The sequence below is a fragment of the Oricola indica genome, from assembly GCF_019966595.1.
GTDB classification, from domain to species: Bacteria; Pseudomonadota; Alphaproteobacteria; order Rhizobiales; family Rhizobiaceae; genus Oricola; species Oricola indica.
On sequence record NZ_JAINFJ010000004.1, the window covers coordinates 340651 to 363871 of the forward strand.

Annotated in this window: 30 protein-coding genes; 17 read left to right on the plus strand and 13 right to left on the minus strand. The window is 61.4% G+C overall.

What is annotated here, in order from left to right; translation table 11 throughout:
* Window positions 1–18: 18 nt before the first annotated feature.
* Together hemJ and hemE are read right to left on the minus strand one after the other, a co-directional pair.
* Entirely contained in the window at window positions 19–555 is a 537-nt protein-coding gene (gene hemJ, locus LC343_RS13280) for a protoporphyrinogen oxidase HemJ (protein WP_223477619.1), read from the minus strand.
* A complete protein-coding gene (hemE, locus tag LC343_RS13285; protein ID WP_223477620.1) occupies window positions 552–1580 on the minus strand; it encodes a uroporphyrinogen decarboxylase in 1029 nt (342 codons plus the stop codon). Before hemE ends, hemJ begins: the two co-directional genes overlap by 4 nt.
* Before the next feature lie 463 nt (window positions 1581–2043).
* Here hemE and LC343_RS13290 point away from each other — a divergent pair, with 463 nt between their 5' ends.
* From LC343_RS13290 to dnaQ, 4 genes are all read left to right on the plus strand, one after another.
* Window positions 2044–2637 (plus strand): Maf-like protein, encoded by a 594-nt coding sequence (locus LC343_RS13290; protein WP_223477621.1) that lies wholly within the window; start codon window positions 2044–2046, stop codon window positions 2635–2637.
* Complete coding sequence (locus LC343_RS13295) at window positions 2630–3475, plus strand: shikimate dehydrogenase (protein WP_223477622.1); 846 nt, start codon at window positions 2630–2632, stop codon at window positions 3473–3475. The genes LC343_RS13290 and LC343_RS13295 overlap by 8 nt, the downstream gene beginning before the upstream one ends.
* Entirely contained in the window at window positions 3472–4086 is a 615-nt protein-coding gene (coaE, locus tag LC343_RS13300; protein WP_223477623.1) for a dephospho-CoA kinase, read from the plus strand. Before LC343_RS13295 ends, coaE begins: the two co-directional genes overlap by 4 nt.
* Before the next feature lie 77 nt (window positions 4087–4163).
* Window positions 4164–4871: a DNA polymerase III subunit epsilon gene (gene dnaQ / locus LC343_RS13305; RefSeq protein ID WP_223477624.1), complete on the plus strand. Its 708-nt coding sequence runs from the start codon at window positions 4164–4166 to the stop codon at window positions 4869–4871.
* 50 nt (window positions 4872–4921) lie between these two features.
* Here dnaQ and secB read toward each other — a convergent pair whose 3' ends face one another.
* Together secB and LC343_RS13315 are read right to left on the minus strand one after the other, a co-directional pair.
* Complete coding sequence (gene secB, locus LC343_RS13310) at window positions 4922–5434, minus strand: protein-export chaperone SecB (protein WP_223477625.1); 513 nt, start codon at window positions 5432–5434, stop codon at window positions 4922–4924.
* A 109-nt stretch (window positions 5435–5543) separates the two neighbouring features.
* On the minus strand, window positions 5544–6023 hold the full coding sequence (locus LC343_RS13315) for an FxsA family protein (protein WP_223477626.1): 480 nt from the start codon (window positions 6021–6023) through the stop codon (window positions 5544–5546).
* A 119-nt stretch (window positions 6024–6142) separates the two neighbouring features.
* Here LC343_RS13315 and LC343_RS13320 point away from each other — a divergent pair, with 119 nt between their 5' ends.
* The 4 genes from LC343_RS13320 to LC343_RS13335 are packed head-to-tail and all read left to right on the plus strand — an operon-like array spanning window position 6143 to window position 8945.
* The gene (locus tag LC343_RS13320; protein ID WP_223477627.1) at window positions 6143–6853 is read left to right on the plus strand and encodes a Tim44/TimA family putative adaptor protein; all 711 of its coding nucleotides are present in this window, start codon (window positions 6143–6145) and stop codon (window positions 6851–6853) included.
* A 12-nt stretch (window positions 6854–6865) separates the two neighbouring features.
* Window positions 6866–7963 carry a murein transglycosylase A gene (gene mltA, locus LC343_RS13325; RefSeq protein WP_223477628.1) on the plus strand — a complete coding sequence of 366 codons (1098 nt, stop codon included), beginning with the start codon at window positions 6866–6868 and terminating at the stop codon, window positions 7961–7963.
* Window positions 7960–8571: a Smr/MutS family protein gene (locus LC343_RS13330; RefSeq protein ID WP_223477629.1), complete on the plus strand. Its 612-nt coding sequence runs from the start codon at window positions 7960–7962 to the stop codon at window positions 8569–8571. Before mltA ends, LC343_RS13330 begins: the two co-directional genes overlap by 4 nt.
* Window positions 8568–8945, plus strand: coding sequence for a helix-turn-helix domain-containing protein (locus LC343_RS13335; RefSeq protein ID WP_223477630.1), 378 nt, complete (start codon window positions 8568–8570; stop codon window positions 8943–8945). The genes LC343_RS13330 and LC343_RS13335 overlap by 4 nt, the downstream gene beginning before the upstream one ends.
* A gap of 9 nt (window positions 8946–8954) precedes the next feature.
* Here the strand turns inward: LC343_RS13335 and LC343_RS13340 are convergent, their stop codons facing one another.
* The 5 genes from LC343_RS13340 to hslV all read right to left on the minus strand — a co-directional run bounded on the left by LC343_RS13340 (window position 8955) and on the right by hslV (window position 13581).
* Window positions 8955–9944 carry a DUF1402 family protein gene (locus LC343_RS13340; RefSeq protein ID WP_428982552.1) on the minus strand — a complete coding sequence of 330 codons (990 nt, stop codon included), beginning with the start codon at window positions 9942–9944 and terminating at the stop codon, window positions 8955–8957.
* Window positions 9945–10014: 70 nt separating this feature from the next.
* A complete protein-coding gene (hslU, locus tag LC343_RS13345; protein ID WP_223477631.1) occupies window positions 10015–11328 on the minus strand; it encodes an ATP-dependent protease ATPase subunit HslU in 1314 nt (437 codons plus the stop codon).
* 6 nt (window positions 11329–11334) lie between these two features.
* The gene (locus LC343_RS13350) at window positions 11335–12486 is read right to left on the minus strand and encodes a hypothetical protein (protein WP_223477632.1); all 1152 of its coding nucleotides are present in this window, start codon (window positions 12484–12486) and stop codon (window positions 11335–11337) included.
* A complete protein-coding gene (locus LC343_RS13355) occupies window positions 12483–13028 on the minus strand; it encodes a GNAT family N-acetyltransferase (protein WP_223477633.1) in 546 nt (181 codons plus the stop codon). Before LC343_RS13355 ends, LC343_RS13350 begins: the two co-directional genes overlap by 4 nt.
* A complete protein-coding gene (hslV, locus tag LC343_RS13360) occupies window positions 13018–13581 on the minus strand; it encodes an ATP-dependent protease subunit HslV (RefSeq protein ID WP_274384775.1) in 564 nt (187 codons plus the stop codon). The genes LC343_RS13355 and hslV overlap by 11 nt, the downstream gene beginning before the upstream one ends.
* A 210-nt stretch (window positions 13582–13791) precedes the next feature.
* Here hslV and hisB point away from each other — a divergent pair, with 210 nt between their 5' ends.
* The 8 genes from hisB to coaA are packed head-to-tail and all read left to right on the plus strand — an operon-like array spanning window position 13792 to window position 18735.
* Window positions 13792–14391, plus strand: a complete 600-nt coding sequence (hisB, locus tag LC343_RS13365; RefSeq protein ID WP_223477634.1) for an imidazoleglycerol-phosphate dehydratase HisB — start codon at window positions 13792–13794, stop codon at window positions 14389–14391.
* A 9-nt stretch (window positions 14392–14400) separates the two neighbouring features.
* Window positions 14401–14877, plus strand: coding sequence for a DUF2628 domain-containing protein (locus tag LC343_RS13370; protein ID WP_223477635.1), 477 nt, complete (start codon window positions 14401–14403; stop codon window positions 14875–14877).
* A gap of 5 nt (window positions 14878–14882) precedes the next feature.
* Window positions 14883–15533 carry an imidazole glycerol phosphate synthase subunit HisH gene (gene hisH / locus LC343_RS13375; RefSeq protein WP_223477636.1) on the plus strand — a complete coding sequence of 217 codons (651 nt, stop codon included), beginning with the start codon at window positions 14883–14885 and terminating at the stop codon, window positions 15531–15533.
* Window positions 15534–15860: a hypothetical protein gene (locus LC343_RS13380; RefSeq protein ID WP_223477637.1), complete on the plus strand. Its 327-nt coding sequence runs from the start codon at window positions 15534–15536 to the stop codon at window positions 15858–15860.
* Window positions 15857–16603 (plus strand): 1-(5-phosphoribosyl)-5-[(5-phosphoribosylamino)methylideneamino]imidazole-4-carboxamide isomerase, encoded by a 747-nt coding sequence (gene hisA / locus LC343_RS13385; protein ID WP_223477638.1) that lies wholly within the window; start codon window positions 15857–15859, stop codon window positions 16601–16603. The genes LC343_RS13380 and hisA overlap by 4 nt, the downstream gene beginning before the upstream one ends.
* Window positions 16600–17379, plus strand: a complete 780-nt coding sequence (gene hisF / locus LC343_RS13390) for an imidazole glycerol phosphate synthase subunit HisF (protein ID WP_223477639.1) — start codon at window positions 16600–16602, stop codon at window positions 17377–17379. Before hisA ends, hisF begins: the two co-directional genes overlap by 4 nt.
* A 13-nt stretch (window positions 17380–17392) precedes the next feature.
* Window positions 17393–17716, plus strand: coding sequence for a phosphoribosyl-ATP diphosphatase (locus LC343_RS13395; RefSeq protein ID WP_223477640.1), 324 nt, complete (start codon window positions 17393–17395; stop codon window positions 17714–17716).
* Between the two features lie 14 nt (window positions 17717–17730).
* Window positions 17731–18735 carry a type I pantothenate kinase gene (coaA, locus tag LC343_RS13400; protein WP_223477641.1) on the plus strand — a complete coding sequence of 335 codons (1005 nt, stop codon included), beginning with the start codon at window positions 17731–17733 and terminating at the stop codon, window positions 18733–18735.
* A 6-nt stretch (window positions 18736–18741) separates the two neighbouring features.
* Here the strand turns inward: coaA and LC343_RS13405 are convergent, their stop codons facing one another.
* The 4 genes from LC343_RS13405 to LC343_RS13420 all read right to left on the minus strand — a co-directional run bounded on the left by LC343_RS13405 (window position 18742) and on the right by LC343_RS13420 (window position 22126).
* Window positions 18742–19359 carry an alpha-ketoglutarate-dependent dioxygenase AlkB family protein gene (locus tag LC343_RS13405; protein ID WP_223477642.1) on the minus strand — a complete coding sequence of 206 codons (618 nt, stop codon included), beginning with the start codon at window positions 19357–19359 and terminating at the stop codon, window positions 18742–18744.
* 60 nt (window positions 19360–19419) lie between these two features.
* On the minus strand, window positions 19420–19863 hold the full coding sequence (gene lysM, locus LC343_RS13410) for a peptidoglycan-binding protein LysM (protein ID WP_223477643.1): 444 nt from the start codon (window positions 19861–19863) through the stop codon (window positions 19420–19422).
* A gap of 78 nt (window positions 19864–19941) precedes the next feature.
* Window positions 19942–20379 carry an alternative ribosome rescue aminoacyl-tRNA hydrolase ArfB gene (gene arfB, locus LC343_RS13415; RefSeq protein WP_223477644.1) on the minus strand — a complete coding sequence of 146 codons (438 nt, stop codon included), beginning with the start codon at window positions 20377–20379 and terminating at the stop codon, window positions 19942–19944.
* Between the two features lie 136 nt (window positions 20380–20515).
* Window positions 20516–22126, minus strand: coding sequence for a phosphoenolpyruvate carboxykinase (locus tag LC343_RS13420; RefSeq protein ID WP_223477645.1), 1611 nt, complete (start codon window positions 22124–22126; stop codon window positions 20516–20518).
* 377 nt (window positions 22127–22503) lie between these two features.
* Here LC343_RS13420 and LC343_RS13425 point away from each other — a divergent pair, with 377 nt between their 5' ends.
* Window positions 22504–23208, plus strand: a complete 705-nt coding sequence (locus LC343_RS13425; RefSeq protein ID WP_223477646.1) for a response regulator transcription factor — start codon at window positions 22504–22506, stop codon at window positions 23206–23208.
* Window positions 23209–23221 lie beyond the last annotated feature (13 nt).

Sequence of the window (23221 nt, forward strand, 5' to 3'; positions counted from 1 at the left end):
TCACTTTTGACGAAGCAGTCAGGCGAAGGGTTTGACGATAACGAGCACGACGATGGCGATCATCAGCAGCGTCGGGGCTTCGTTCATCATGCGCCAGTAGCGCGGTTTCCGATCGTTGCGATCCTCGGCGAAGAGCCGCACCGCACGCGAGAAGACGCCGTGCACGGCCGACAATGCGAGAACGCAGGCCAGTTTGGCATGGAACCACCCATCCATCAGAAAGCCACCGGACCAAGCCAGCCACAATCCCACGGCCCAGGCGATGACCATCGCCGGATTCATGATCACCCGTAACAGCCGGCCTTCCATAACCTTGAAGGTTTCGCTCTGCTGCGAGCCCGGTTTTGTATCCGCGTGATAGACGAAAAGCCGGGGCAAATAGAGCATGCCGGCCATCCAGGCGATGATCGCGATGACATGGAGTGCCTTGATCCAGAGATAGAGCCCGTCCGGATCCAGCCAGAAGATCAGTGCCGCGAGCAGGCCGAAAACAACCAGCGCGATGACCGCGCGTTTCGCCGCTTTGCGGCCGCTCTGCGCGGAAATCTCGCTCATGCGTTGCCCCGTACGCGATCGACCAGATAGCCAACATCATCCGGGTCCGCTTGCGGCGTCACCCCATGACCGAGATTGAAAATCAACGGTCCATTGCCAAGTGCATCGAGAATACGGTCCACACCCTCACGGATCGCGTCCCGGCCCGCCACAAGCCGCAGCGGATCAAGATTGCCCTGAATCGGACCTTCTTTCTGAAGCTCCGCCGCAAACGAGAAAGGCACGGTCCAGTCCAGACCCAGCGCATCAACACCGGTTTTTTCCCGATAGCCCCGATAAAGGCTTCCGGCGCCCTTCGGAAATCCGATGATCTTCGCGTCCGGCCTTACCGCACGCACCTTCCCGACAATCCGCTTCATCGGCTGGACGCAGAAAGCATCGAAACAATCCTCGTCGAGGACGCCGGCCCAGCTATCGAAAACCTGGACGGCATCCGCGCCATTCTCGAATTGCTGCAAAAGATAGTCCGCAGACATATCCGCAAGAAGGTCGAGCAATCGCATCATCGAAGCCCGGTCGCGATAACCGAAGAGACGCGCCGGCGCCTGGTCCGGTGTCCCGTGCCCCGCGATCATGTAGGTAGCGACGGTCCAGGGCGCACCACAGAACCCCAGAAGCGTCGTTTCCTCCGGCAATTCCTGCCGCAAGCGCTTCACCGTTTCATAAATCGGCGCCAGATGATCATGCATGCCCGATGGATCGAGTTTCGCGATACCCTCCGCATCGATCGGATCCATCTGCGGTCCTTCGCCCTGCACGAAACGAACATTGCGTTTCAACGCATCGGGGAGAACCAGAATGTCCGAAAACAGGATCGATGCGTCAAAGGCATAACGCCGTATCGGCTGCAGGGTCACTTCCACGGCCAGATCCGGCGTGTAACAGAGATCCAGGAAGCCTTTCGCGGTCGCTCTCGTTTCCCTGTACTCCGGCAGATAACGACCGGCTTGTCGCATGATCCAAACAGGCGGAGGACTGAGCGTCTCTCCGTTCAGGACCTTCATGATCTTCCGCTCGACAGCCATTATCCCCGTTTCCTCGCTTACTTTCTTTTCCATAAAATATGTCAGCGAAGCTGATTGATGATTCTATGAGTCTGTGAATAGCAGGTATCGCCACTTATGCAGAAGTCGGGATCGACCGCCGCGACAATTCGGCCGCGGGAAACAAGGCCATATCTGCCTGTGAATCAATGTGGATAAATTTCCAATGTAAATTCAAATAGTTAGGTTGTATTGTCCGAAGCTGGCTGTGGATAGTTTCTGCAATTCGTGGCAAGGACGTATCATCCACACAATTCCCCACAGTGGACAGAATGCCGTCTGACGGTTGTGAATTGTGCATGAGCATCACTTTCGTTTCGAGCGGGACGGTCCGGTCATGTCGGAGCGCGAATTGTCCACAGTCTCTCCCGTGTGAGGTCGCGGCGGACCAACTTGCAAAAACCGGTTCAAGCGTCTAACCGCCTGCCCAACAGAAAGAGATGAGATGTCCATCGTTCTAGCGTCCACCAGCCCGTTTCGTGCCGCGATCCTGATGAATGCCGGCATCGGGTTCAGGGCGGAGGGGTCGAACATCGATGAGCGCGCGGTCGAGGCTCCGCTGCTGGAGGCCGATGCGACGCCCGAAGATGTCGCTGCCATTCTCGCGGAAGCCAAGGCACTGGATGTTTCCGAGCGCAATGCCGGCGCGCTTGTCCTCGGTGGCGATCAGACCCTGTCGCTGGAAGGTGAGCTGTTTCACAAACCGGCGGACATGGAAGAAGCACGTCGCAACCTCCTGCGCTTTTCCGGCAAGACCCATCAATTGTGGAGCGCGCTCGCGCTTGCGCGCGACGGTGAAACGATTTGGCGGCATGTATCGGTCGCACATATGACGATGCGCCCGTTCGCGCCGGACTTTATCGGACGCTACCTCGCATCCGTCGGCGACAGCGCCCTGTCCAGCGTCGGCTGCTACCAGTATGAGGGCGAGGGCATCCAGCTGTTCGAGCGGATCGAGGGCGACTACTTCACGATCATCGGTCTGCCGCTTCTTCCGCTTCTCGCAAAACTGCGCGAGTTGGGGGAAATCGATGGCTAACGCGCCTCGTGCCTTCGTGGCCGGGCATCCGGTCGGTCACTCGCGCTCGCCGCTGATTCACGGAAGCTGGCTGATGCGCTACGGGATCGACGGCGTCTATAGCGCCGTGGATGTCGCGCCGGAGGATTTCGCTGCGCTTCTCATCGACATCCGCGCAGGGCGATGGACCGGTGGAAATGTCACGATCCCTCACAAGGAGCGCGCTTTCGAATTTGTCGATCGGCGCGATGCCGCTGCCGAGGCCATCGGCGCGGTCAACACGCTGTGGATGGACGGTGAGGAGCTGGTCGGCGGCAATACCGACGCCTATGGCTTCGCGGCCAATCTCGATCAGAGCCTCGCCGGTTGGCGTGACGGCTCGTCGGCTTTGGTGCTGGGCGCCGGCGGCGCGAGCCGCGCGGTCCTGCATGCGTTGATCGAAGCGGGTTATAAGCGGATCGACGTCGTCAACCGGACTGTCCCGCGCGCAGAACAACTCGCCGCCCGGTTTGGAGAAGCTGTTTCGGCGCATGGCTGGGACGAAGCGGACAACCGGCTCGCTGAGGCCGATCTCATCGTCAACACGACTTCGCTGGGGATGGAGGGCCAGCCGCCGCTGCCGCTCGACATTACGCGGGCGCGGACTTTCGCCATGGCGACCGACATCGTCTATGTGCCGCTGCAAACGCCCTTCCTCGAAATGGCGGCGCGCACGGGTCTGCGCACCGCAGATGGACTCGGCATGCTGCTTCACCAGGCGGCGCCCGGTTTCGAACACTGGTTCGGAACCTGGCCGGATGTGGATGACGCGCTGCGCGATCTCGTGATAGCGGATCTCGACAAGGCTGCTCAGGGATGATCGTCGTCGGATTGACCGGTTCGATTGGCATGGGAAAATCGACCACGGCAAAAATGTTCGCCGACGAAGGCGTGCCCGTCCATGACGCGGATGCAACCGTTCATGCGCTCTATTCAGGCAAGGCCGCGCCTCTGATCGAGAAAGCGTTTCCCGGAACGGTGAAGGACGGCGTCGTCGATCGGTCGGAGCTCGGCAAGCACGTCGTCGGCAATCCGGATGCGATGGCAAGGCTCGAAGCCATCGTCCATCCATTGGTCCGCGAAGCGGAAATCGAATTCCTCGACAAGGCGCGCGCCGAAAACCGGCCCTTCGTTATCCTGGACATTCCGCTGTTGTTCGAAACCGGTGGCGACAGCCGTGTCGACCGGATCGTCACGGTTACCGCGCCGGCTCAGGTGCAGCGCGAACGCGTGATGAGCCGGCCTGGCATGACGGAAGAACGGTTCGAGGCCCTGCTCGCGCGCCAGACACCCGATGCGGAAAAGAGACGCCGCGCCGACTTCATCATCGACACGTCGCTTGGCATGGACTGTGCCCGCGCCAAAGTGCGCGACCTTGTCTCCGTACTGTCCGCCGACGGCCACGAAAAACGGCGCACCGAAGCCGACTAAGCGTTGGATGACGGCTTCGCCCCATTGAGGGCTTCCGTGACGACGCCCATGATATGGCATCGAGCAGGGATGACGACATGCGGGAAATCATATTCGATACCGAGACCACCGGCCTCGACGCAAAAAACGACCGGATCATCGAGATCGGCGCGGTGGAACTGGAAAACCGGTTTCTGACCGGACGGACGTTCCATGTCTTCGTGAACCCGGACGGGCGGGAGGTCCATCCGGAGGCGCTGGCCGTTCACGGGATTTCCAACGAACAGCTCGCCGACAAGCCGAAATTCGCCGAAGTCCTTCAAGGTTGGCTCGACTTCACCGAGGGCGCGACCCTGATCGCGCACAATGCGAGCTTCGATGTGGGCTTTTTCAACGCGGAGTATGCCAGGCTCGGTTTTGGCCCGGTCGACCCGGACCGCGTCGTCGACAGCTTGCACCTCGCCCGTCGCAAACATCCGATGGGCCCCAATTCGCTCGATGCGCTCTGCAAGCGATATCGCATCGACAACTCGATGCGCGAGAAGCATGGCGCCCTGCTCGACAGCGAATTGCTGGCGGAAGTCTATATCGAACTGGTCGGCGGCAAGCAGGCCAAGCTTGGCCTGGAAGTCGAGGAATCGGCCGATCAAACGGCGCAGGAAACCGATGGCGGTTCCGCAGGCGGGGTGAAACTGCGCCCGAGGCCGGAACCGCTTCCGTCACGCCTGAGTGAACAGGAAGTCGCTGCCCATGCCGAGATGGTGGCCCGGCTCGGCGAAAGCGCGATCTGGAACGTCGGAAAATGAAAAGGGCGGCAAAGCCGCCCTTCTGACAAATCCGATTGAGCCGAAGCCGATCAGGCCTGGGCTTTCTGCTTGCTCTGTTCTTCGGCCATGCGGCGCTGGAACATCTGAGCGAAATCGACCGGATCGATCATCAGCGGCGGGAAGCCGCCATTGCGGGTGCACTCGGCGATGATCTGGCGCGCGAAGGGGAAGAGAAGCCGCGGGCATTCGACGAACAGCACCGGAAGGACGTGCTCCTGCGGGAAATTGGCCACGCGGAAAACGCCGCCATAAACCAGTTCGACGTTGAACAGGACGTTATCCCCGTCCTCGGCCTTGGCGGTCAGGGTCAGGCTGACATCGTAATCGGTGTCGGCGAGCGGATTGGCCTGCACGTTGACATTGATATTGATCGCCGGCGACTTCTCGCGTGGACGCAGTGACAGCGGCGCGCCGGGGCTTTCGAAAGACAGGTCCTTGACATACTGGGTCAGCACGGAGAGCTGAGGAGCCGCGCCGTTTCCATTGCTGGTTGCTGCACCCGCGGGCTGGTTTTCACCGCCGTTCTTGCCGTCTTCTGCCATGTGGAAAGCCTCTTGTCTGAATAATGAGAGCGCGGTTTTACTCGCGCGGATTGGAGTCGCGGCTGGCTAGCACGGCCCTTGCAGGCTGGCAAGGACAGGGTGTCCGCGCCTATCGGTCCTTCGACCATGGACTGTCGTCACTGCCTTCGCCGGAATACTCGTCTTCCGAAAGGTCGATCGTATTGGCGTCATAGCCGGGGCGCGTCTCGTAACGGGTTCCGCCAGCCGATACGACATGAACGCGAGAGCGCGCGAAACGCCACACGGCGTCGCGCACCGGCGGAACGAACAGGAGAAAACCGAGCGTGTCGGTAACGAATCCCGGCGTGAGTAGCAGAATGCCCGCGACGAGGATCGTGACGCCATGGACGAGATCGCGGCCGGGCATCCGTCCCTGGTCGAGTTCGGTGCGCATCCGCGTCATCAGGCCGAAGCCCTGAACCCGCAACAGGATGGAGCCGATGATCGCGGTCAGTACGACCATGCCGAGTGTCGGGAACACGCCGATTTGCGAGCCGACGGCAATGAACACGCCGATTTCGAGCAGCGGGATGATCAGCAGTGCGAACGGAATCAGGGAAAAGGGCATCAAACCGCCTTCTTCGTTAAGCTTTGTAGTCTCAATGTAGTTATTCGCGACGCGATTTGAATGCTCGCCATTCATGGTTATATGGGGAGCAGTGGATTTCTCTTAATGCGGGACATTTGATGGAAGGCTCCAACCTCGTCACATTGATATTCGTCGTAGCGGCGGTTTTCGTGTTCCTGCAGCTGCGCAATGTGCTCGGCAAACGCACCGGACACGAGCGCCGGCCTTTCGATCCCTATTCGAGCAAGCGCGAAGCGCCGACCGAGCAGGATGCGGAAGCAGACGGGGAGTCGGACAATGTCATCACTCTTCCCGGACGCGGCGAAATGCGCGCCGATCCGTATCGCGACATCGATCGTGTCGCCAAGCCGGGAACGGATCTCAATACAGGCATGCGCGCCATCAAGGACCGTTCGGCTGATTTCGAGCCGGCCAGCTTCCTGTCCGGGGCCAAGATGGCCTACGAGATGATCGTCATGTCGTTCGCCGACGCCGATCGCAAGACACTGAAAAATCTCCTGTCGAACGAAGTCTATGATGGATTCGCCGCCGCCCTCGATGAGCGCGAGGCCAAGGGGGAAACCGTACAGTCGAGCTTTATCGGCATCGACAATGCGGACATCATCGCGGCGGAGATGCGCGACGACGACGCGCTGGTCACCATTCGCGTGGTTAGCCAGCTCATCTCGGCGACCCGTGACAAGGACGGCAACGTGATCGACGGCGATCCGGACGCGGTCGTGGAGGTCAAGGACGTGTGGACCTTCGCGCGAGATACCCGCGACCGCGATCCGAACTGGCGGCTGGTCGCCACCGAATCCGAAGACTGACATCACCGCGTCGTGTGGACACTTCGCCCCATTTCCTTTTCCGGCGTGCCGGGATGGGGCGAGGACGATGTTTCGCAGGCATTTGCGGCGTTTGCCCGCCATGCCGGCCGACCCGCGGACGAGACGTACCGGCGAGGATCGATCGGCGTGGCACCGGAAAGCCTTCACGCGCTTTGCGAAGCCGCCGGCGAAAAATCCGCCAGGGAAAATCCTCGCGGTTTCTTCGAGGACAATTTCGACTGCTACGCACTTGCCGACGATGATGGCGGGCGCGGCTTCGTAACCGCGTTCTACGAACCTGAAATCGATGCCTCCAGCGACCGGACGGAGCGGTTTGCAACGCCGTTTTACCGGCGGCCGTCCGATCTTGTTGCGGTAACGCCGGAAAACCGGCCCTCCGACTGGGATCCCGATATTCGTTTTGCCCGTCTCATGCCTGACGGGACACTCGAAGCCTATCCGGACCGAAAGCGGATCGAGGAAGGCTTTCTGGACCATCAGGGCCTGGAAATTGCCTGGGTCGAGGATCCCGCCGACGCTTTCTTTGCGCACATACAGGGTGCGGCACGGTTGAAATTCGCCGACGGTTCCGTCATGCGCATCACCTATGACGGCAAGACCGGCCACGCCTTTACCTCAATCGGCAAACGACTCGTCGAGCGCGGCGAGATCGCGCCGGATGCGGTTTCAATGGCGGCGATCCGTTCCTGGCTCGCCGCGCATCCGGATCGGGCGCGCGCGCTGATGCAGGAGAACCGCTCCTTTATCTTTTTCCGCGAGGCCCGGGTCGCAGACGCCGATGCCGGTCCGGTTGCCGCCGCCAAGGTCCCGCTGACGGCCGGCCGGTCGCTTGCCGTAGACCGCCTGATTCACACATTCTCTACGCCGGTTTTCGTTTCGGCGGATGCGGTCAATGGCGAAGCCTGGGCCAAGTTGATGATCGCGCAGGACACCGGCAGCGCAATCGTCGGTCCGGCGCGTGGCGATCTCTTCATGGGCTCCGGGGAGGAAGCGGGTCATCGCGCGAGCGCGGTTCGGTCGCCTGCCGACTTTTTCCTGCTGGTTCCGAAATCCGCTGCGATCGAGCCCGGCAGGGTGGTCGCGCCATGAAGGACGGCAAGACGCGACGCAAACTGAGCGACGAGGAGACCATACTCTGGCACCGCGTGGAGCGGACGGTGACGCCGCTGCGGGACCGGGCTGTTGTTCGTCCCGAATTCAATCAGGACGAAATGGCACGGGAATTCCGCGAGGCGCTGTCCGGCGGGGACCAATCGCCGAAGCCTGAAAAGAGACGCGCCGCCGATATTCGATCGCCGATCCAGCATGATCACCGGCCGCCGGCGCCGAGATCGCGAAAACCCGAACCGCTGATCGATCGACCAACCACCCGCAAAATCGCCAAGGGCCGTATTTCCATCGATTCCCGTGTCGACCTTCATGCCATGACACAAGACCAGGCACATGACCGGCTCTATGCCTTTCTCGCCAGCGCCAGGTCGCGGGGCGACCGCCACGTTCTCGTCGTTACCGGCAAGGGTCGGTCTCCGGGCAGTGAGGGAGTTTTGAAACGAATGGTGCCTGTCTGGCTCAATGGCCCGCGTTTTTCGGAACTGGTGAGTGGATACTCCTCCGCCAGTCGGCATCATGGTGGCGAAGGGGCGATCTATGTCCGGCTTCGGCGGCTGTCGCGGCCGGACGGGAGTATGCGCCGATGACGCCGTTCGGGGAACGCCTGCGCCAGCTTCGTGCCGAAAAAGGCATCAGTCAGAAGGAGATGGCCGAGAAGGTCGGCGTATCGGCGGCCTATCTGTCGGCGCTCGAGCACGGCCATCGCGGCGTCCCCTCGTGGGTGTTGCTCCAGCGGATCATCGCCTGTCTCAATATCATCTGGGACGAAGCGGACGAATTGCAGCGGCTTGCGCTGCAGTCGCACCCGAAGGTCACGATCGATACGTCAGGACTCAATCCGATGGCGACCGAACTCGCCAATCTTCTGAAACAGTCGATCGGAGATTTGCGTCCGGAAGACCTCGACCACCTGATGCATCGCATCAAGGTGTTGCTCAATCGCCCGGACCGGATGTCCTGAACGCCGGTATCAGTTGTCCAGCAGCGCCCGCAATTCGTCTTCGCGGTCGTTGATCATCCAGCCATAGTAGTTTTCTTCCGGATAGACCGTCTTGCCCGAGCGCTTGTTGCGCCGCGCAAGCTCGCGTGCCCGGCCGGCGGCGTCGCCGGTATTGTAAAGCGTCGCGGTGAGGCCCGGATTGGCGGAGATGTCGAAATCCGCGATCTCGCGATAATCGTCGATCGCGCTCGCCAGCGTGGCGGCGATGTAGGGCACGGTCTCTTTCGGGTCCATGATCGCCTTGTAGACGTCCTTGCCGTCGGTGTGTGAAAGCTTGCGCGCGCCTGTCACCGCATTGACGCGGTCGGTCATCATCAGGGCGGTCAGGGGGTTGAGCTGGCCGAGACCGAATGTCTGTCCGGCATAGAACGGCTGGAAGAAGACGGCGCTGAACCGGTCGTTCGGAAACGCCTTGCCGTCGACCTTCTTGCCCCGGAACTTGGCGTTCCAGACATCCTCGCGGCAGGTCCAGATCGCTTTGCTGCCGGACAGCTCATTGCATTTGTCGAATTGCGGCCTGGCGATGAAATCGTCGATATCCTCGCCGTCATACTGGAAGTCGATCGAACCCTTCAGGTAGGAAATCGCCTTGATGTAGTAGGTCTGGGCGCGGTCATAGGCGTCCACATTGTAGGTGTGCTCGCCGACGATGGCTCCGATCATGTGAATTGGATCGATGCCGAAGTCTTCGGCGGAGTCCTTGATCCGCGCTATCAGCCGGCGGTCGCGACGCAGCAGGCCGAGGACCTTCTCGTATTTCCTGTCGAAGGTGGTCTTGAGCGCCTTGGTCCGGTTTTTCGACGCTCCGGGGATCGACGGCTGTTCCGAATTGCGATTGCCGGGCTCGACCTTCGTTACGGCACCGGCCGGTGTCGCGGCCAGCGTCAGGGCCACGAACATACCTGCCGTTAATGATCGGAATGACGACATCATTTGGTTTTCCGCCAGCGCGCCCCTCATTTGCTAGTATGAAATGCGCCGGCAGGAGTCGAGAGCCTGCCGCAACGAAAATCCGCCTATGGCCGTTCGGTCACAGTATGTAGCGCGACAGATCCGCATTGCGCGCCAGGTCACCGATCTGCTTGCGGACATAGTCGCCGTCGATGGTGAATTCCTCGCCCGACTTGTCCGGCGCCTCGTAGGAAATCTCGTCGAGCACGCGCTCCATGACCGTCTGGAGCCGGCGCGCGCCGATATTCTCGATCGTCGAATTCAGGTCGACGGCAATGTCCGCCAGCGCATCGATCGCATCGTCCGTGAAGGTGATGGTGACGTCCTCGGTCTTCATCAGAGCGACATACTGCTTGATGAGGCTGGCCTCGGTTTCTGTCAGGATACGGCGGAAGTCGTCGCGCTCCAGCGCCCTCAATTCGACGCGGATCGGAAGACGGCCCTGCAGTTCCGGAAGCAGGTCCGAGGGCTTCGAGACGTGGAAGGCGCCCGACGCGATGAACAGGATGTGGTCGGTTTTCACCGGACCGTATTTCGTGGCGACGGTCGTGCCCTCGACAAGCGGCAGCAAGTCGCGCTGGACGCCTTCGCGGCTAACGCCTGCGCCATACCGGCCTTCCGACGCGGCGATCTTGTCGATCTCATCGAGAAAGACGATGCCGTCATTCTCCGCCGAGCGCAGCGCTTCCTGGGTAATCTGCTCCTGGTCGAGCAGTTTGTCGGATTCGTCGGCTACCAGCATGTCGTGCGACTCGCGCACGGTCGTTTTGATCGTTTTCGTCTTCGCGCCGCCGAACGCCTTGCCCAGCATGTCGTTGAGATTGATCATGCTGATATTGCCGCCGGGCATGCCCGGGATTTCGAAGCCCGGCATTCCGCCCGAAGCCGTGTCGGCGACCTCGACCTCGATTTCCTTGTCGTCGAGCAGCCCGTCGCGCAGTTTCTTGCGGAAGCTTTCCTTGGTCGCCGGGCTCGCGGTCGGTCCGACGAGCGCGTCGAGCACGCGCTGTTCGGCATTGACATGCGCCTTGGCCTTGACCTCCTCGCGCTTTCTCTCGCGCACCAGCGTGATGCCGGCCTCGACGAGATCGCGGATGATCTGCTCGACGTCGCGGCCAACATAGCCGACTTCCGTGAACTTGGTCGCCTCGACCTTGACGAAGGGTGCGCCCGCCAGCTTCGCGAGGCGGCGCGAGATCTCGGTCTTGCCCACACCGGTCGGCCCGATCATCAGGATGTTCTTCGGCATGACCTCGTCGCGCAGCGTGCCTTCGAGACGCTGCCGCCGCCAGCGGTTGCGCAGCGCGATCGCGACCGCGCGCTTGGCGTCCTGCTGGCCGATGATGAAGCGGTCGAGTTCGGAAACGGTTTCCCGCGGAGAGAATTCAGACATGGGCACTCACGATTTGATGGGAGGCAGTTTCGAAAGCAGCGATGTGGGTAGCGTCGACCCGACAATCAAGCGCCGGATGCGCTGCCAGCCCGCGCCGAAGAGGATGATCAGCGCGCCGATCACCAGCAAAATCAGGGCGAATGGCGGGATTCCCGTCGTGTTCGCAGCGCTGTTCACGAGATAGTAAATTCCGAGCGATCCGAAATAGGCAAGCGTTGGGATCAGCAGCGACCGCCGGTCGATGGCGAGCGCCACATAGACGAATGCCGCGATCAGCACGCCGAGCATGATCGATGCCGATGCCCCCGGCTCGATCTCGCCGAAGACGACATCCTGGCCCGTCGCCAGGATGAAGAGGGGATGGACGAGAAGCGGCGCCGAGATGACATGCAGCCAGAAGGCGCAGTCAGACCATATCGTGAAGCGTTCGCGGTCGTGCAGATCGAGCGCCAGCCCGACCCCGAACACGAGGAACCCGCAGATGAGCGGGACATAGAGCGCTCTCGCCAGAACGTCGGGGATCTGCTCCATGGTCGGAAGCAGCATTTGGCCATCGACCACGCCGTCGTAGAAATAAAGCGTCGTCAGGAAAAAGGCCGCGCCGGTGAAGGACAACGCCAGGACCGCAGCCATGATCGGCACCCGGAAACGGGCGAAATAGATGATCGCAGCAATCGCGGTGCCGCCGAACAGGATGGCCGCGACCAACTCGGCCTGCGGACGCAGGCCGGCCAGTTGCAACGGGTTTTCGACACCTGCCAGACCAAAACGGGTCTCCAGATAGTTGCCGAGTAGAAAAAGTATCGCGGCGATAAAGCCGAGCCCCAGAACCGTGCTCGACAGACGCATCCTCCGCTGGCGGGTGACGAATTCGGCGACCAGCCACGCGAAAACGCCGAGAATGGCCGCGATCACCGGGGTGGAAAACTGCGAGACCGATTGCAGCGCGAACAACCCGCCGGCGAACAGCAGCAGGATGCCGATCGTCACGAAGAGATCGTTTCCGCCTCCGACAAGCCGCATCGGCTCGTCATTGGTTATCGTATCGTCACTGCCCCGATCGATCGGTTCGGTCGCCAGCGCAACGAGCCTGTCGCGCTGGTCCGCGGTAATGATGCCGTGCTCCACGGCGTGTGACAGCGTGTTCTGGGAAATCATCCCTCTATCTCCGCGAAGCGTTCCGTGGTGATTGTCATCAGCACTGTTACACCTGATCCGTGTGGAAAGCGGCCATACTCGCGAAACCCGACTTTCTCATAGGCGCGGATCGCGCGCGAATTGGCTTCATCAGGATCGATCACGACGGTTTCGTGCCCTTCGGCGAAAAGCCGGGCGAGGAAGGCGCGCAACACTGCGGTGCCGATGCCCCTGCCGAGAAGCTCCGGCCGGCCGAGTGACAAATCCACGCCGACCGCCGTTCTCGGCAACTCGAGCAGCCACGGCGCTTCGGCGCCATGACCGCTGTCGACCTCGTTGCCGACGGACCAATACTGGATATAGCCTGCCGGTTCGCCCTCATGGAAAAAGATGAAGGGCCGCGTCTTGTCGCGCCCTTCCACCTTGTCGCGTATTCCGGCCATTTCCTTGTCCGGATCGCCCCACCATTCGTTCATGGGCGGGTTTTCCAGCCAACGCTGCAGCATCGGATAGTCGGCGGGCGTCATCGCCGCGAATGCGATCAATGGCGTGTCAGTCGGCATCCAGGCTTTCAACGATCACGTTGCCGTTCGTGTAAACGCAGATCTCTCCGGCAATCTGCATGGCGCGTCGGGCGATGGCTTCGGCATCCATGTCCGTGTCGATCAGCGCGCGGGCCGCGGCAAGCGCGTAATTGCCACCGGAGCCAATCGCCATCACGCCTTCCTCGGGTTCCAGCACGTCGCCGTTTCCGGTGACACAAAGCGATACCGACTTGTCGGCGACCAGCATCATTGCCTCGAGATTGCGCAGATATTTATCGGTTCGCCAGTCCTTGGCGAGCTCGACCGCGGCGCGCATCAGCTGGCCGGGATACTGCTCCAGCTTTTTCTCCAGCCGGTCGAGCAGGGTGAAAGCGTCGGCGGTCGCGCCTGCGAAACCGGTGATCACTTCGCCGTCCTTGCCGATGCGGCGGACCTTGCGGGCATTGCCCTTCATCACCGTCTGACCAAGGCTGACCTGCCCGTCGCCGGCGATGATCACCTTGTCGCCCTTGCGCACGGTGACGATGGTCGTGGCATGCATCGTGCCGTAGGGATTCTCGTCCTTGCTCATGGTTCGTCCTTTGCAGGGCGTTTCCGGGCGAAGCGAAATCCGGCTCGCCGTTCGGAAACGCGATAATAAACTGGCATGGGCGCGACGGCCCTGTTTCGTCCCCGCTATGTAAGCGGGCCGTCGGCAAATGCAAACGCGCTGGCGATACGCTGGCATTTGCTCCGAACCCTTGTTATGAGGCGCAGTCGCCGAGAAAAAGGGGCATTCGCCATGACCGCGCGCACGGCTGAAATCAGCCGCAAGACAAACGAGACCGCCATTTCCGTTGCAGTCGATCTGGACGGAACTGGCAAGCATGAGATGAAGACCGGCATCGGTTTTTTCGACCACATGCTGGACCAGCTCGCGCGCCATTCGCTGATCGACATGACGGTCAATGCCGAGGGCGATCTGCACATCGACGACCACCACACCGTTGAGGATACCGGCATCGCGCTCGGACAGGCTCTGGCGAAGGCGCTTGGCGACCGGCGCGGCGTGACGCGCTATGCAAGCCTCGATCTTGCCATGGACGAAGCACTGACGCGCGCCGCCATCGACGTGTCGGGTCGGCCCTTCCTGGTGTTCAGGGTCGACTTTCCGACCCAGAAGATCGGCACGTTCGACACCGAACTGGTGCGCGAATTCTTCCAGGCATTCGCCCAGAATGCGGGGATCACATTGCATGTCGAGAATTTCTACGGCGCCAACAGCCACCACATCGCCGAGACCTGCTTCAAGGCCGTGGCGCGGGTGCTGCGCGCGGCCGTCGAGATCGATCCGCGCCAGGCGGATGCGATCCCGTCCACCAAGGGCACGTTGAACGGATAGGCCGATATCATGGCGAGCTATGTTGTCATGCAGCGTCGCTCCGGGGCACCGTCGCGCCCGGACACGACTTTCGTGCGTGATGAATTCTCTTTTCCCGCGCTGATCGTTCCGCTTGTCTGGCTGGTCTGGCACCGCCTCTGGTTCGCTGCCCTGATGTTGCTGCTCGTCTCCGCCGGGATCGGCATGGCGGGCGAATATATCGCGCCCGGCGCGGCCATGTTTTTTGCCGGTCTGGTCGTCAGCGTCTATGTCGCGCTGGAAGGGCCGGCATGGCGGCTCGCGCGTTTCCGGCGGCTCGGCTATAGCGAGGTCGGCGCAGTGATCGCGTCGAATCTCGACGACGCGGAAATTCGCTGGTTTGCCGGTCGCGGCGCACCGAAATCGGTCGACCGCCCCCGGCCGGCGGTCATGAGATCCGGCGTGCTTCCGCCGCCATTGCCGCCACAGTCCGACATGCTGTTCGGCTACGACGATACGGGACGATGAGCGCCATGCGTGTTGCGATAATCGATTATGGCTCGGGCAATCTTCGCTCGGCGGTGAAATCCTTCGAACGCTCGGCGCGCGAGGCGGGCGTTTCCGCCGAGATCGAGCTGACCTCGGACGCTGCCCGTGTCGCCTCCGCGGACCGGATCGTCCTGCCGGGCGTCGGCGCCTATGCCGATTGCCGCGCCGGCCTGGATGCGGTGCCCGGCATGGTGGATGCGCTGAACGAGGCGGTCCTCGAAAAAGCCCGCCCTTTCTTCGGCATCTGCGTCGGCATGCAGCTCATGTCGTCGCGTGGGCTGGAAAAGACAGTCACGCAGGGGTTGGGATGGATAGCCGGCGATGTTGTCGAGATGACGCCGTCCGATCCGGACCTGAAGATTCCGCAGATCGGCTGGAACACGCTGGAGCTGGTGCGCCCGCATCCGCTGTTCGACGGCATCAGGACCGGAGAAGATGGCCTGCATGCCTATTTCGTCCATTCCTATCACCTCGCCGCCGAGAACGAGGCGGAGGTGGTCGCCCGCACCGACTATGGCGGGCCTGTCACTGCCGCCGTCGCGCGCGACAACATGTTCGGCACCCAGTTCCACCCCGAAAAGAGCCAGACGCTGGGTCTCGCCCTGATCGGCAACTTCCTGAAATGGACACCGTGAATGGTCGGCATATTGGACAGTATTTCAAAGGCCATCCGCGAAGAAACTGGCGAAATAGATCCCGCCGCAATTGAAAACGCGAAGGAGCTGTTTGAGGTTGCGGATTTGCCGTTGGCAGAGCCTGTTGAGATTGGGCGCGGATATTGGCCCACGCTCCAAGTCGATTGGGACCCGGGATTTCAAATCGAAATATTTGCGGATTCCTATGAGTTTTACGATCTGAGGGATGGTGGGTTTGATGTTAAAGAGTTCAAGCACAAACCCGGCGAAACCATTCCCGCTGAACTTGTCGCATTGATGGAAAAATTCTTGCCGAAACGCCGATGACCAAGATCCTCTTTCCCGCCATCGACCTGAAGGACGGCCAGTGCGTGCGCCTCGTCAAGGGCGACATGGGCCAGGCGACCGTCTACAACCCGGACCCCGCCGCGCAGGCGAAAGCCTTCGAGGACCAGGGCTTCGAGTGGCTGCACGTCGTCGATCTGAACGGCGCTTTCGAGGGCCAGTCGGTCAATGGCGCGGCGGTCGAGGCAATCTTGGCTGCAACGACCAATCCTGTGCAGCTCGGCGGTGGCATTCGCACGCTCGAGCACATCGAGAACTGGCTGGAAAAGGGCTTGGCCCGCGTCATTCTCGGCACAATCGCCGTGCGCGATCCGGATCTCGTCATAGAGGCTTGCAGGCAGTTTCCCGGCAAGATCGCGGTCGGCATCGACGCCAAGGGCGGCAAGGTTGCCGTCGAAGGCTGGGCCGAAGCCTCCGAACTCGGCGTCATCGAGCTGGCGAAGAAATTCGAGGGCGCCGGCGTCGCCGCGATCATCTACACCGATATCGACCGTGACGGCATCCTGACGGGCATCAACTGGGAATCGACCATCGATCTGGCCGATGCCGTCTCGATCCCCGTCATTGCGTCTGGCGGATTGGCGTCGATTGCGGATGTCGTCCGCATGACGATGCCGGATGCGGTCAAGCTGGAAGGCGCGATATCCGGCCGCGCGCTCTATGACGGTCGGATCGACCCGGAACAAGCTTTGGCGGTTCTGCGCGGCGAAGGGAGGGGAAAATGACCCTGAAAGCCCGCGTCATCCCCTGCCTCGACGTCGCCGGTGGCCGAGTGGTCAAGGGCGTGAATTTCGTCGATCTGGTCGATGCCGGTGATCCGGTCGAGGCGGCAAAGGCTTATGACGCCGCCGGTGCCGATGAACTCTGCTTCCTCGACATTACGGCCTCTTCCGATGATCGCGAGACGATCTATGACGTCGTCGCCCGCACCGCCGAACAGTGCTTCATGCCGCTGACTGTTGGTGGCGGGGTGCGCGCGGTCGAGGATGTACGCAAGCTGCTGCTTGCCGGCGCTGACAAGGTCTCCATCAACACGGCTGCCGTGAAACGGCCGGAACTGGTCGCCGAAGCCGCCGACAAGTTCGGCAACCAGTGCATCGTCGTCGCCATCGACGCCAAGGCGGTCGATGAGGGGGACGCCGAGCCGCGCTGGGAAATCTTCACCCATGGCGGCCGCGTCCCGACCGGTATCGATGCGGTGGAGTTCGCGCGCAAGGTGACAGAGCTCGGCGCAGGTGAGATCCTGCTGACCTCGATGGACCGCGACGGCACCAAGATCGGCTACAACATTCCGCTGACGCGGGCCGTTGCCGATGCGGTGCGCGTACCTGTGATCGCGTCTGGCGGCGTCGGTACGCTCGATCACCTGGTCGAGGGAATCCGCGACGGTCACGCCACTGCCGTGCTTGCCGCCTCGATCTTCCATTTCGGAACCTATACGATCGGTGAGGCCAAGGATCATATGGCCGAAGCCGGCATCGCCGTGCGCCGCGACGCCTGAACGGAAAGAAACAATGACCGATTTCACGCTTGCCGACCTCGAGACAATCGTCGCCGCGCGCGCAGCCTCCGGAGACGAAAGCTCCTGGACGGCGAAACTCGTCGGCAAGGGTATCGAGAAAGCGTCCAAGAAGCTGGGCGAGGAAGCGGTCGAGACCGTGATCGCGGCGATCGGTCAGGATCGCGGACAGCTTGTGGGAGAAACGGCCGACCTGCTATACCATCTCCTTGTCGTCCTCCACATTCGCGGCGTTGCGCTGGACGAGGTTCTGGCAGAACTTGAAAGCCGCACGGGCCGGACCGGGATCGAGGAAAAGGCGTCCCGTCCCGGGGAGTAATCACAGGCAACTTCATGGACCAATCCGTCAAGCGCAGCGGGCACACGGTGCATACCGATCCACTCGACCAGTTGTCGGGCAGCGAGTTGTCGCCCTATCGGCGCTTTTCGGCGGCCAGATGGTCCGAATTCAGGGCCGATACGCCCCTGACCCTGACATCGGACGAGGTCATGCGGCTGCGCTCGCTGAACGACCCGGTCGACCTCGAGGAGGTCCGGCGCATTTACCTGTCGATGTCGCGCCTGCTCTATTCCCATGTCGAGGCGTCGCAGAGCCTGTTCGAGCAGCGCAAGACCTTTCTCAATGTCGACGAGGCGATCAAGACGCCCTTCATCATCGGCATCGCCGGATCGGTCGCCGTCGGCAAGTCGACCACGGCGCGTATCCTGAAGGAACTGCTGGCGCGATGGTCGTCCAACCCGAAGGTCGACCTCGTGACGACGGACGGGTTTCTCCTGCCCAATGCCGTTTTGCGCGAACAGGGCCTGATGGAACGAAAGGGTTTTCCGGAGAGCTACGACGTCCCCGCCGTCCTGCGGTTCCTGTCGGCCATCAAGGCGGGCGAGCATTCTGTGCGCGCGCCGCTTTATTCGCATCTCGTCTATGACGTGCTGCCGGACGAATACATAACCATCGACCGGCCGGATATCCTGATCTTCGAAGGGATCAACGTTCTGCAGGTTCGCGACCTGCCGGAGGACGGCAAGATGGTGCCCTTCGTGTCGGACTATTTCGATTTCTCGATCTATATCGACGCCGACGAGGAGCAGATCCACGACTGGTACGTGACCCGCTTCATGCGGTTGCGCGAGACGGCGTTCCGCGATCCGAAGAGTTTCTTTCACCGCTACTCGGAACTGTCGAAGGATTCCGCGCTCGGTATCGCGGAGGGATTGTGGACCAATATCAACCTGAAAAACCTCAGGGAAAACATCCAGCCGACGCGCCCGCGCGCCGATCTGATCCTCAAGAAGGGGTCCGACCACCTCGTTGAGGAAGTCCTGCTCAGGAAGCTCTGATCGCGATTACGCGGGCTTCGTCACCCGGCGCAGCGTCAGGTTGATGCGTCCGCCGTTCTTCAGGAGCGCCGAGGTCGCCGGATAGATCCGGTCGACGCCGTGATAGCAGAGCCGTCCCGGTCCGCCGAGCAGGATGACGTCGCCGCTGTCCAGCTTGAGAGAGACGGTCCGACCGGATCGCGTGGTCTCGCCGATCCGGAACAGGCAGGTATCGCCGAGCGAGACCGAGAGAACCGGCGCGTCGAAATCCTCCTCGTCGCGGTCCTGATGCAGACCCATCTTCGCCGTATCCTCGTAGAAATTGACGAGGCATGCCTCCGGCGGATGCGGATAGCCGCTATAGTCTTCCCAGAGTTTCATCAGGGACGCCGGAAAATCCGGCCAGGGTGCGCCGGAAACCGGGTGCGTCGCCTGATAGCGATAGCCGCGCTCCTTGTCGGTGACCCAGCCGAGCGACCCGCAATTGGTCATGCGAACGCTCATTTCCTTGCCGGTGCGCGGCATGCGCGGCGTAAACAGCGGCGCCTTCGTGACGACCGCCCGAATGTCCTCGACCAGTCCGCGCTGCTCATCCAGCGACAGACAGCCGGGTATGTGGCGGACGCCCTTTGGAAGTACCAGCATGGTCAGGATATGGGTTTCCGGCGGCGAAACGCCATGCGCCGCCGCCGGATTTTTCGAGTATCAGTCGGCGTCCGGGATGCGCAGGACCTGCCCGGGATAGATCTTGTCGGGATGGGTCAGCATCGGCGTGTTCGCCTCGAAGATGAGATTGTACTTCGATCCGTTTCCATAGGCCTTCTCGGCAATCGCCCAGAGCGTGTCGCCCTTTTCCACCGTGTGGAATTTGGGGTCTCCGGCCGGCGCGTCGGCGACCTTGAGCTCGCTGGCCTCGACCTTGGAAATCCCGAGGGTGTTGCCGACCGCGACGACCGCCTTCTCGAAAATCGACTGGTCTTCGACGGCTCCCTTGATGATCGCGGTATCGCCCTTCACCTCGATTTCCACGCCTTCCGTGCCGAGGGCGTGCGAATCGAGTTCTTTCTTCAGTTCTTTCGCATTTTCCTCTTCATCGTCGCCGAAGCCGAGTTTTTTGCCTGCCGATTTCACGAAATCGAAAAATCCCATCGCAACATCCTTCCCGATAAACTTTACAACGCCGCGCCTCGCGACCGGATCGACCTTAATGCGCGCAATTGCGGCGGGCTAGTCCTCGGTATCGACGCTGCCGCGCATTTTCTTGATCTGCGCCCGGCCGGCCTTGGCCTTCAGCCGACGTTCGACCGAGCCGCGCGTCGGCCTCGTCTTCTTGCGCGGAGGGGGCGGCGGCTCGAGCGCCTTGAGGACGAGGCCCTTCAGGCGTTCCCGCGCGTCCTCCCGGTTGCGCTCCTGCGCCCGGTGCCGGCTCGCATGGATGAGGATCGACCCGTCCTTTGCGGCGCGTTTGCCGGCGATCTGGACGAGTCGCTTCAATTGCTGATCGTTGAACACACCGGCGGAGCCGGGAAAGAAGCGCAGCTGCACGGCGCTCGACGTCTTGTTGACGTTCTGCCCGCCGGGCCCGGAGGCGAGCACGAAATCCTCCGTCATCGACCAGCCGGGCAGGATCATCCCGTGACGGATCGGCAGGTCATCGACGCTCATTGTTTTCGCTCGGGTTCGAATGCCTCATCATGGCACGAGACGTTAAGCGTTGCGCCGGCTCGAAAAAAGCCGTGGCAAAAGAAAAACGGCGCCTGCCGCGAAGCAGACGCCGTGGACTCACCCTTGCGGGCTGCTGTTATTCAGCGGCCTGGAGAAATCGAGGCGCCGCGTCCATCACGTCGAGATCGACATGGTTGGCGAATTTTTCGAAGTTCTCCGTGAACATGCCGGCGAGCTTCTCGGCCTGCAGGTCGTAGGCACGCGGATCGGCCCAGGTCGAGCGCGGATCGAGGATGGCGCTGTCCACGCCTTCGACCGCGACCGGAACGGCAAAGCCGAAATTGGGATCGGTCCGGTATTCGACGTCGTTCAGTTCGCCCGACAAGGCGGCCTTGAGCAGCGCGCGGGTCGCCTTGATCGGCATGCGGTTGCCAACGCCATAGGCGCCGCCCGTCCATCCGGTATTGACCAGCCAGCAATCGACGCCGTGTTTGGCGATCAGGTCGCGCAGCAGATTGCCGTATTCGCTCGGATGGCGCGGCATGAACGGTGCGCCGAAGCAGGTCGAGAATGTCGCTTCCGGCTCGGTTACGCCCTTCTCGGTACCGGCGACTTTCGCCGTGTAGCCGGAAAGGAAGTGATACATCGCCTGCGCCGGCGTGAGCTTGGCGATCGGCGGCATCACGCCGAACGCGTCGGCGGTCAGCATGATGATGTTGTTCGGCTGGCCGGCCTTGCCGGTCGCGCTTGCATTCGGGATGAAGTGCAGCGGATAGGCGCAACGCGTGTTCTCGGTCAGCGTGGCGTCGTGGAAATCCGGCATCTTGTTGTCGTCGAGCACGACATTTTCCAGCACGGTGCCGAAGCGCTCCGTTGTCGAGTAGATTTCCGGCTCAGCCTCGCGCGACAGGCGGATTGTCTTGGCGTAGCAGCCGCCCTCGAAGTTGAAGACGCCGTTCTCGCTCCAGCCATGCTCGTCGTCGCCGATCAGCGTACGCGCCGGATCGGCGGAAAGCGTGGTCTTGCCGGTGCCTGACAGGCCGAAGAACACCGCGACGTCGCCGTCCGGTCCTTCATTCGCCGAGCAATGCATGGGCATGACGCCCTTTTTCGGCAGGATGTAGTTGAGCGCGGTGAAGACCGATTTCTTCATCTCGCCGGCATAGGAGGTTCCGCCGATCAGCACGATCATGCGGGTCAGGTCGACCGCGATCACTGTGCCCGAGCGGCAGCCATGCCGTTCCGGATCCGCCTCGAAGGAGGGAAGATCGATGATCGTCATTTCCGGCACGAAGGCGGAAAGCGCGTCGCGGTCCGGCCGGATCAGCAGATTGCGGATGAACAGTGAATGCCAGGCATTTTCGGTGATGACGCGCACCGGAAGGCTGTAATCCGCGTCCGCGCCGCCGATCAGGTCCTGGACGAACAACTCCATGCCCTGTGCCTGTTCGAGGAAGTCCTCGAGAAGACGGTCGAAGTCCTCCGGCGTCATCGCCTTGTTGTTGTCCCACCAGATGTGGTCATCGACGGTTCCGTCCTTGACGACGAACTTGTCCTTGGCGGAGCGACCGGTGTGCACGCCGGTCTTTGCGACGAGGGCGCCATGTGCGCTGAGCTGCGCTTCGCGGCGGTCGATCGCCTCCTCGTAGAGTTCCGCCTCGGTGAGGTTGTAATAGACGGAGGACGGTGCCCGAAAGCCGTGTTTCTCGAGTCCGTGCGCCGTATTGTACAATCCGTTTGTCTTCATTGTCCTCACCAGTCGGGTCTCTTTTTGGTTGCTCCTGTCGCCGCCAGCAGCCGCGAAAATTTTAAATCTGTTTAAGTCTGCGTTTAAACAGGGTTAGAGCGTGAAACAGAAATAACCATGGATTTCAAATGATTAATCGATTTAATCTTTAAAAAAATAATTTAATCGGTTCAAGTTGTGCGTAAAAGACGTAGTTGGGAGCCTTGTCGTACGGCAATTTGTCGGAGCGCACCGGTTTCATCGTCCGCCCATGGAAAGGGGCGCTCCATGACACCAGTTGCGTTCTGTGCCACATTTTGCGCCAAGTTTCGGCGTCAACCGCTCACCTTCTGGAGGCGAGCAAGGGACAAGGCGTTATGGCTGGGGAGAATTTCAGCATGCAGACAGTTGCGCTGGTCGATGACGACCGGAACATCCTGACTTCGGTATCGATCGCCCTCGAGGCGGAAGGATATCGGGTCGAGACCTTTACCGATGGCGCCTCCGCGCTCGAGGGATTGGTCACGCGTCCACCCAATCTCGCGATCCTCGATATCAAGATGCCGCGGATGGACGGCATGGAGCTCCTGCGCCGGCTGCGTCAGAAGACCGACCTGCCGGTAATCTTCCTGACCTCCAAGGACGATGAGATCGACGAGTTGTTCGGCCTGAAGATGGGCGCCGACGATTTCATCACCAAGCCGTTTTCCCAGCGCCTGCTGGTCGAACGCGTCCGGGCCGTGCTGCGCCGGACCGCCGCCCGCGAAATCGCGGTCAAGGGCGATGCCGCCAGCCAGGCCCAGTCGATCGTGCGCGGCAACCTCGTTCTGGACCAGGAACGCCACACCTGCACCTGGAAGGACCAGCCCGTCACGCTGACGGTGACGGAATTCCTGATCCTGCACGCGCTGGCGCAGCGCCCCGGCGTCGTGAAAAGCCGTGATTCCCTGATGGATGCGGCCTATGATGACCAGGTTTATGTGGATGACCGGACGATCGACAGCCACATCAAGCGCCTGCGCAAGAAGTTCAAGGTCGTCGACGACAGTTTCGACATGATCGAAACGCTTTATGGCGTCGGTTACCGGTTCCGGGAAAGCTGAACCGACGCCGATC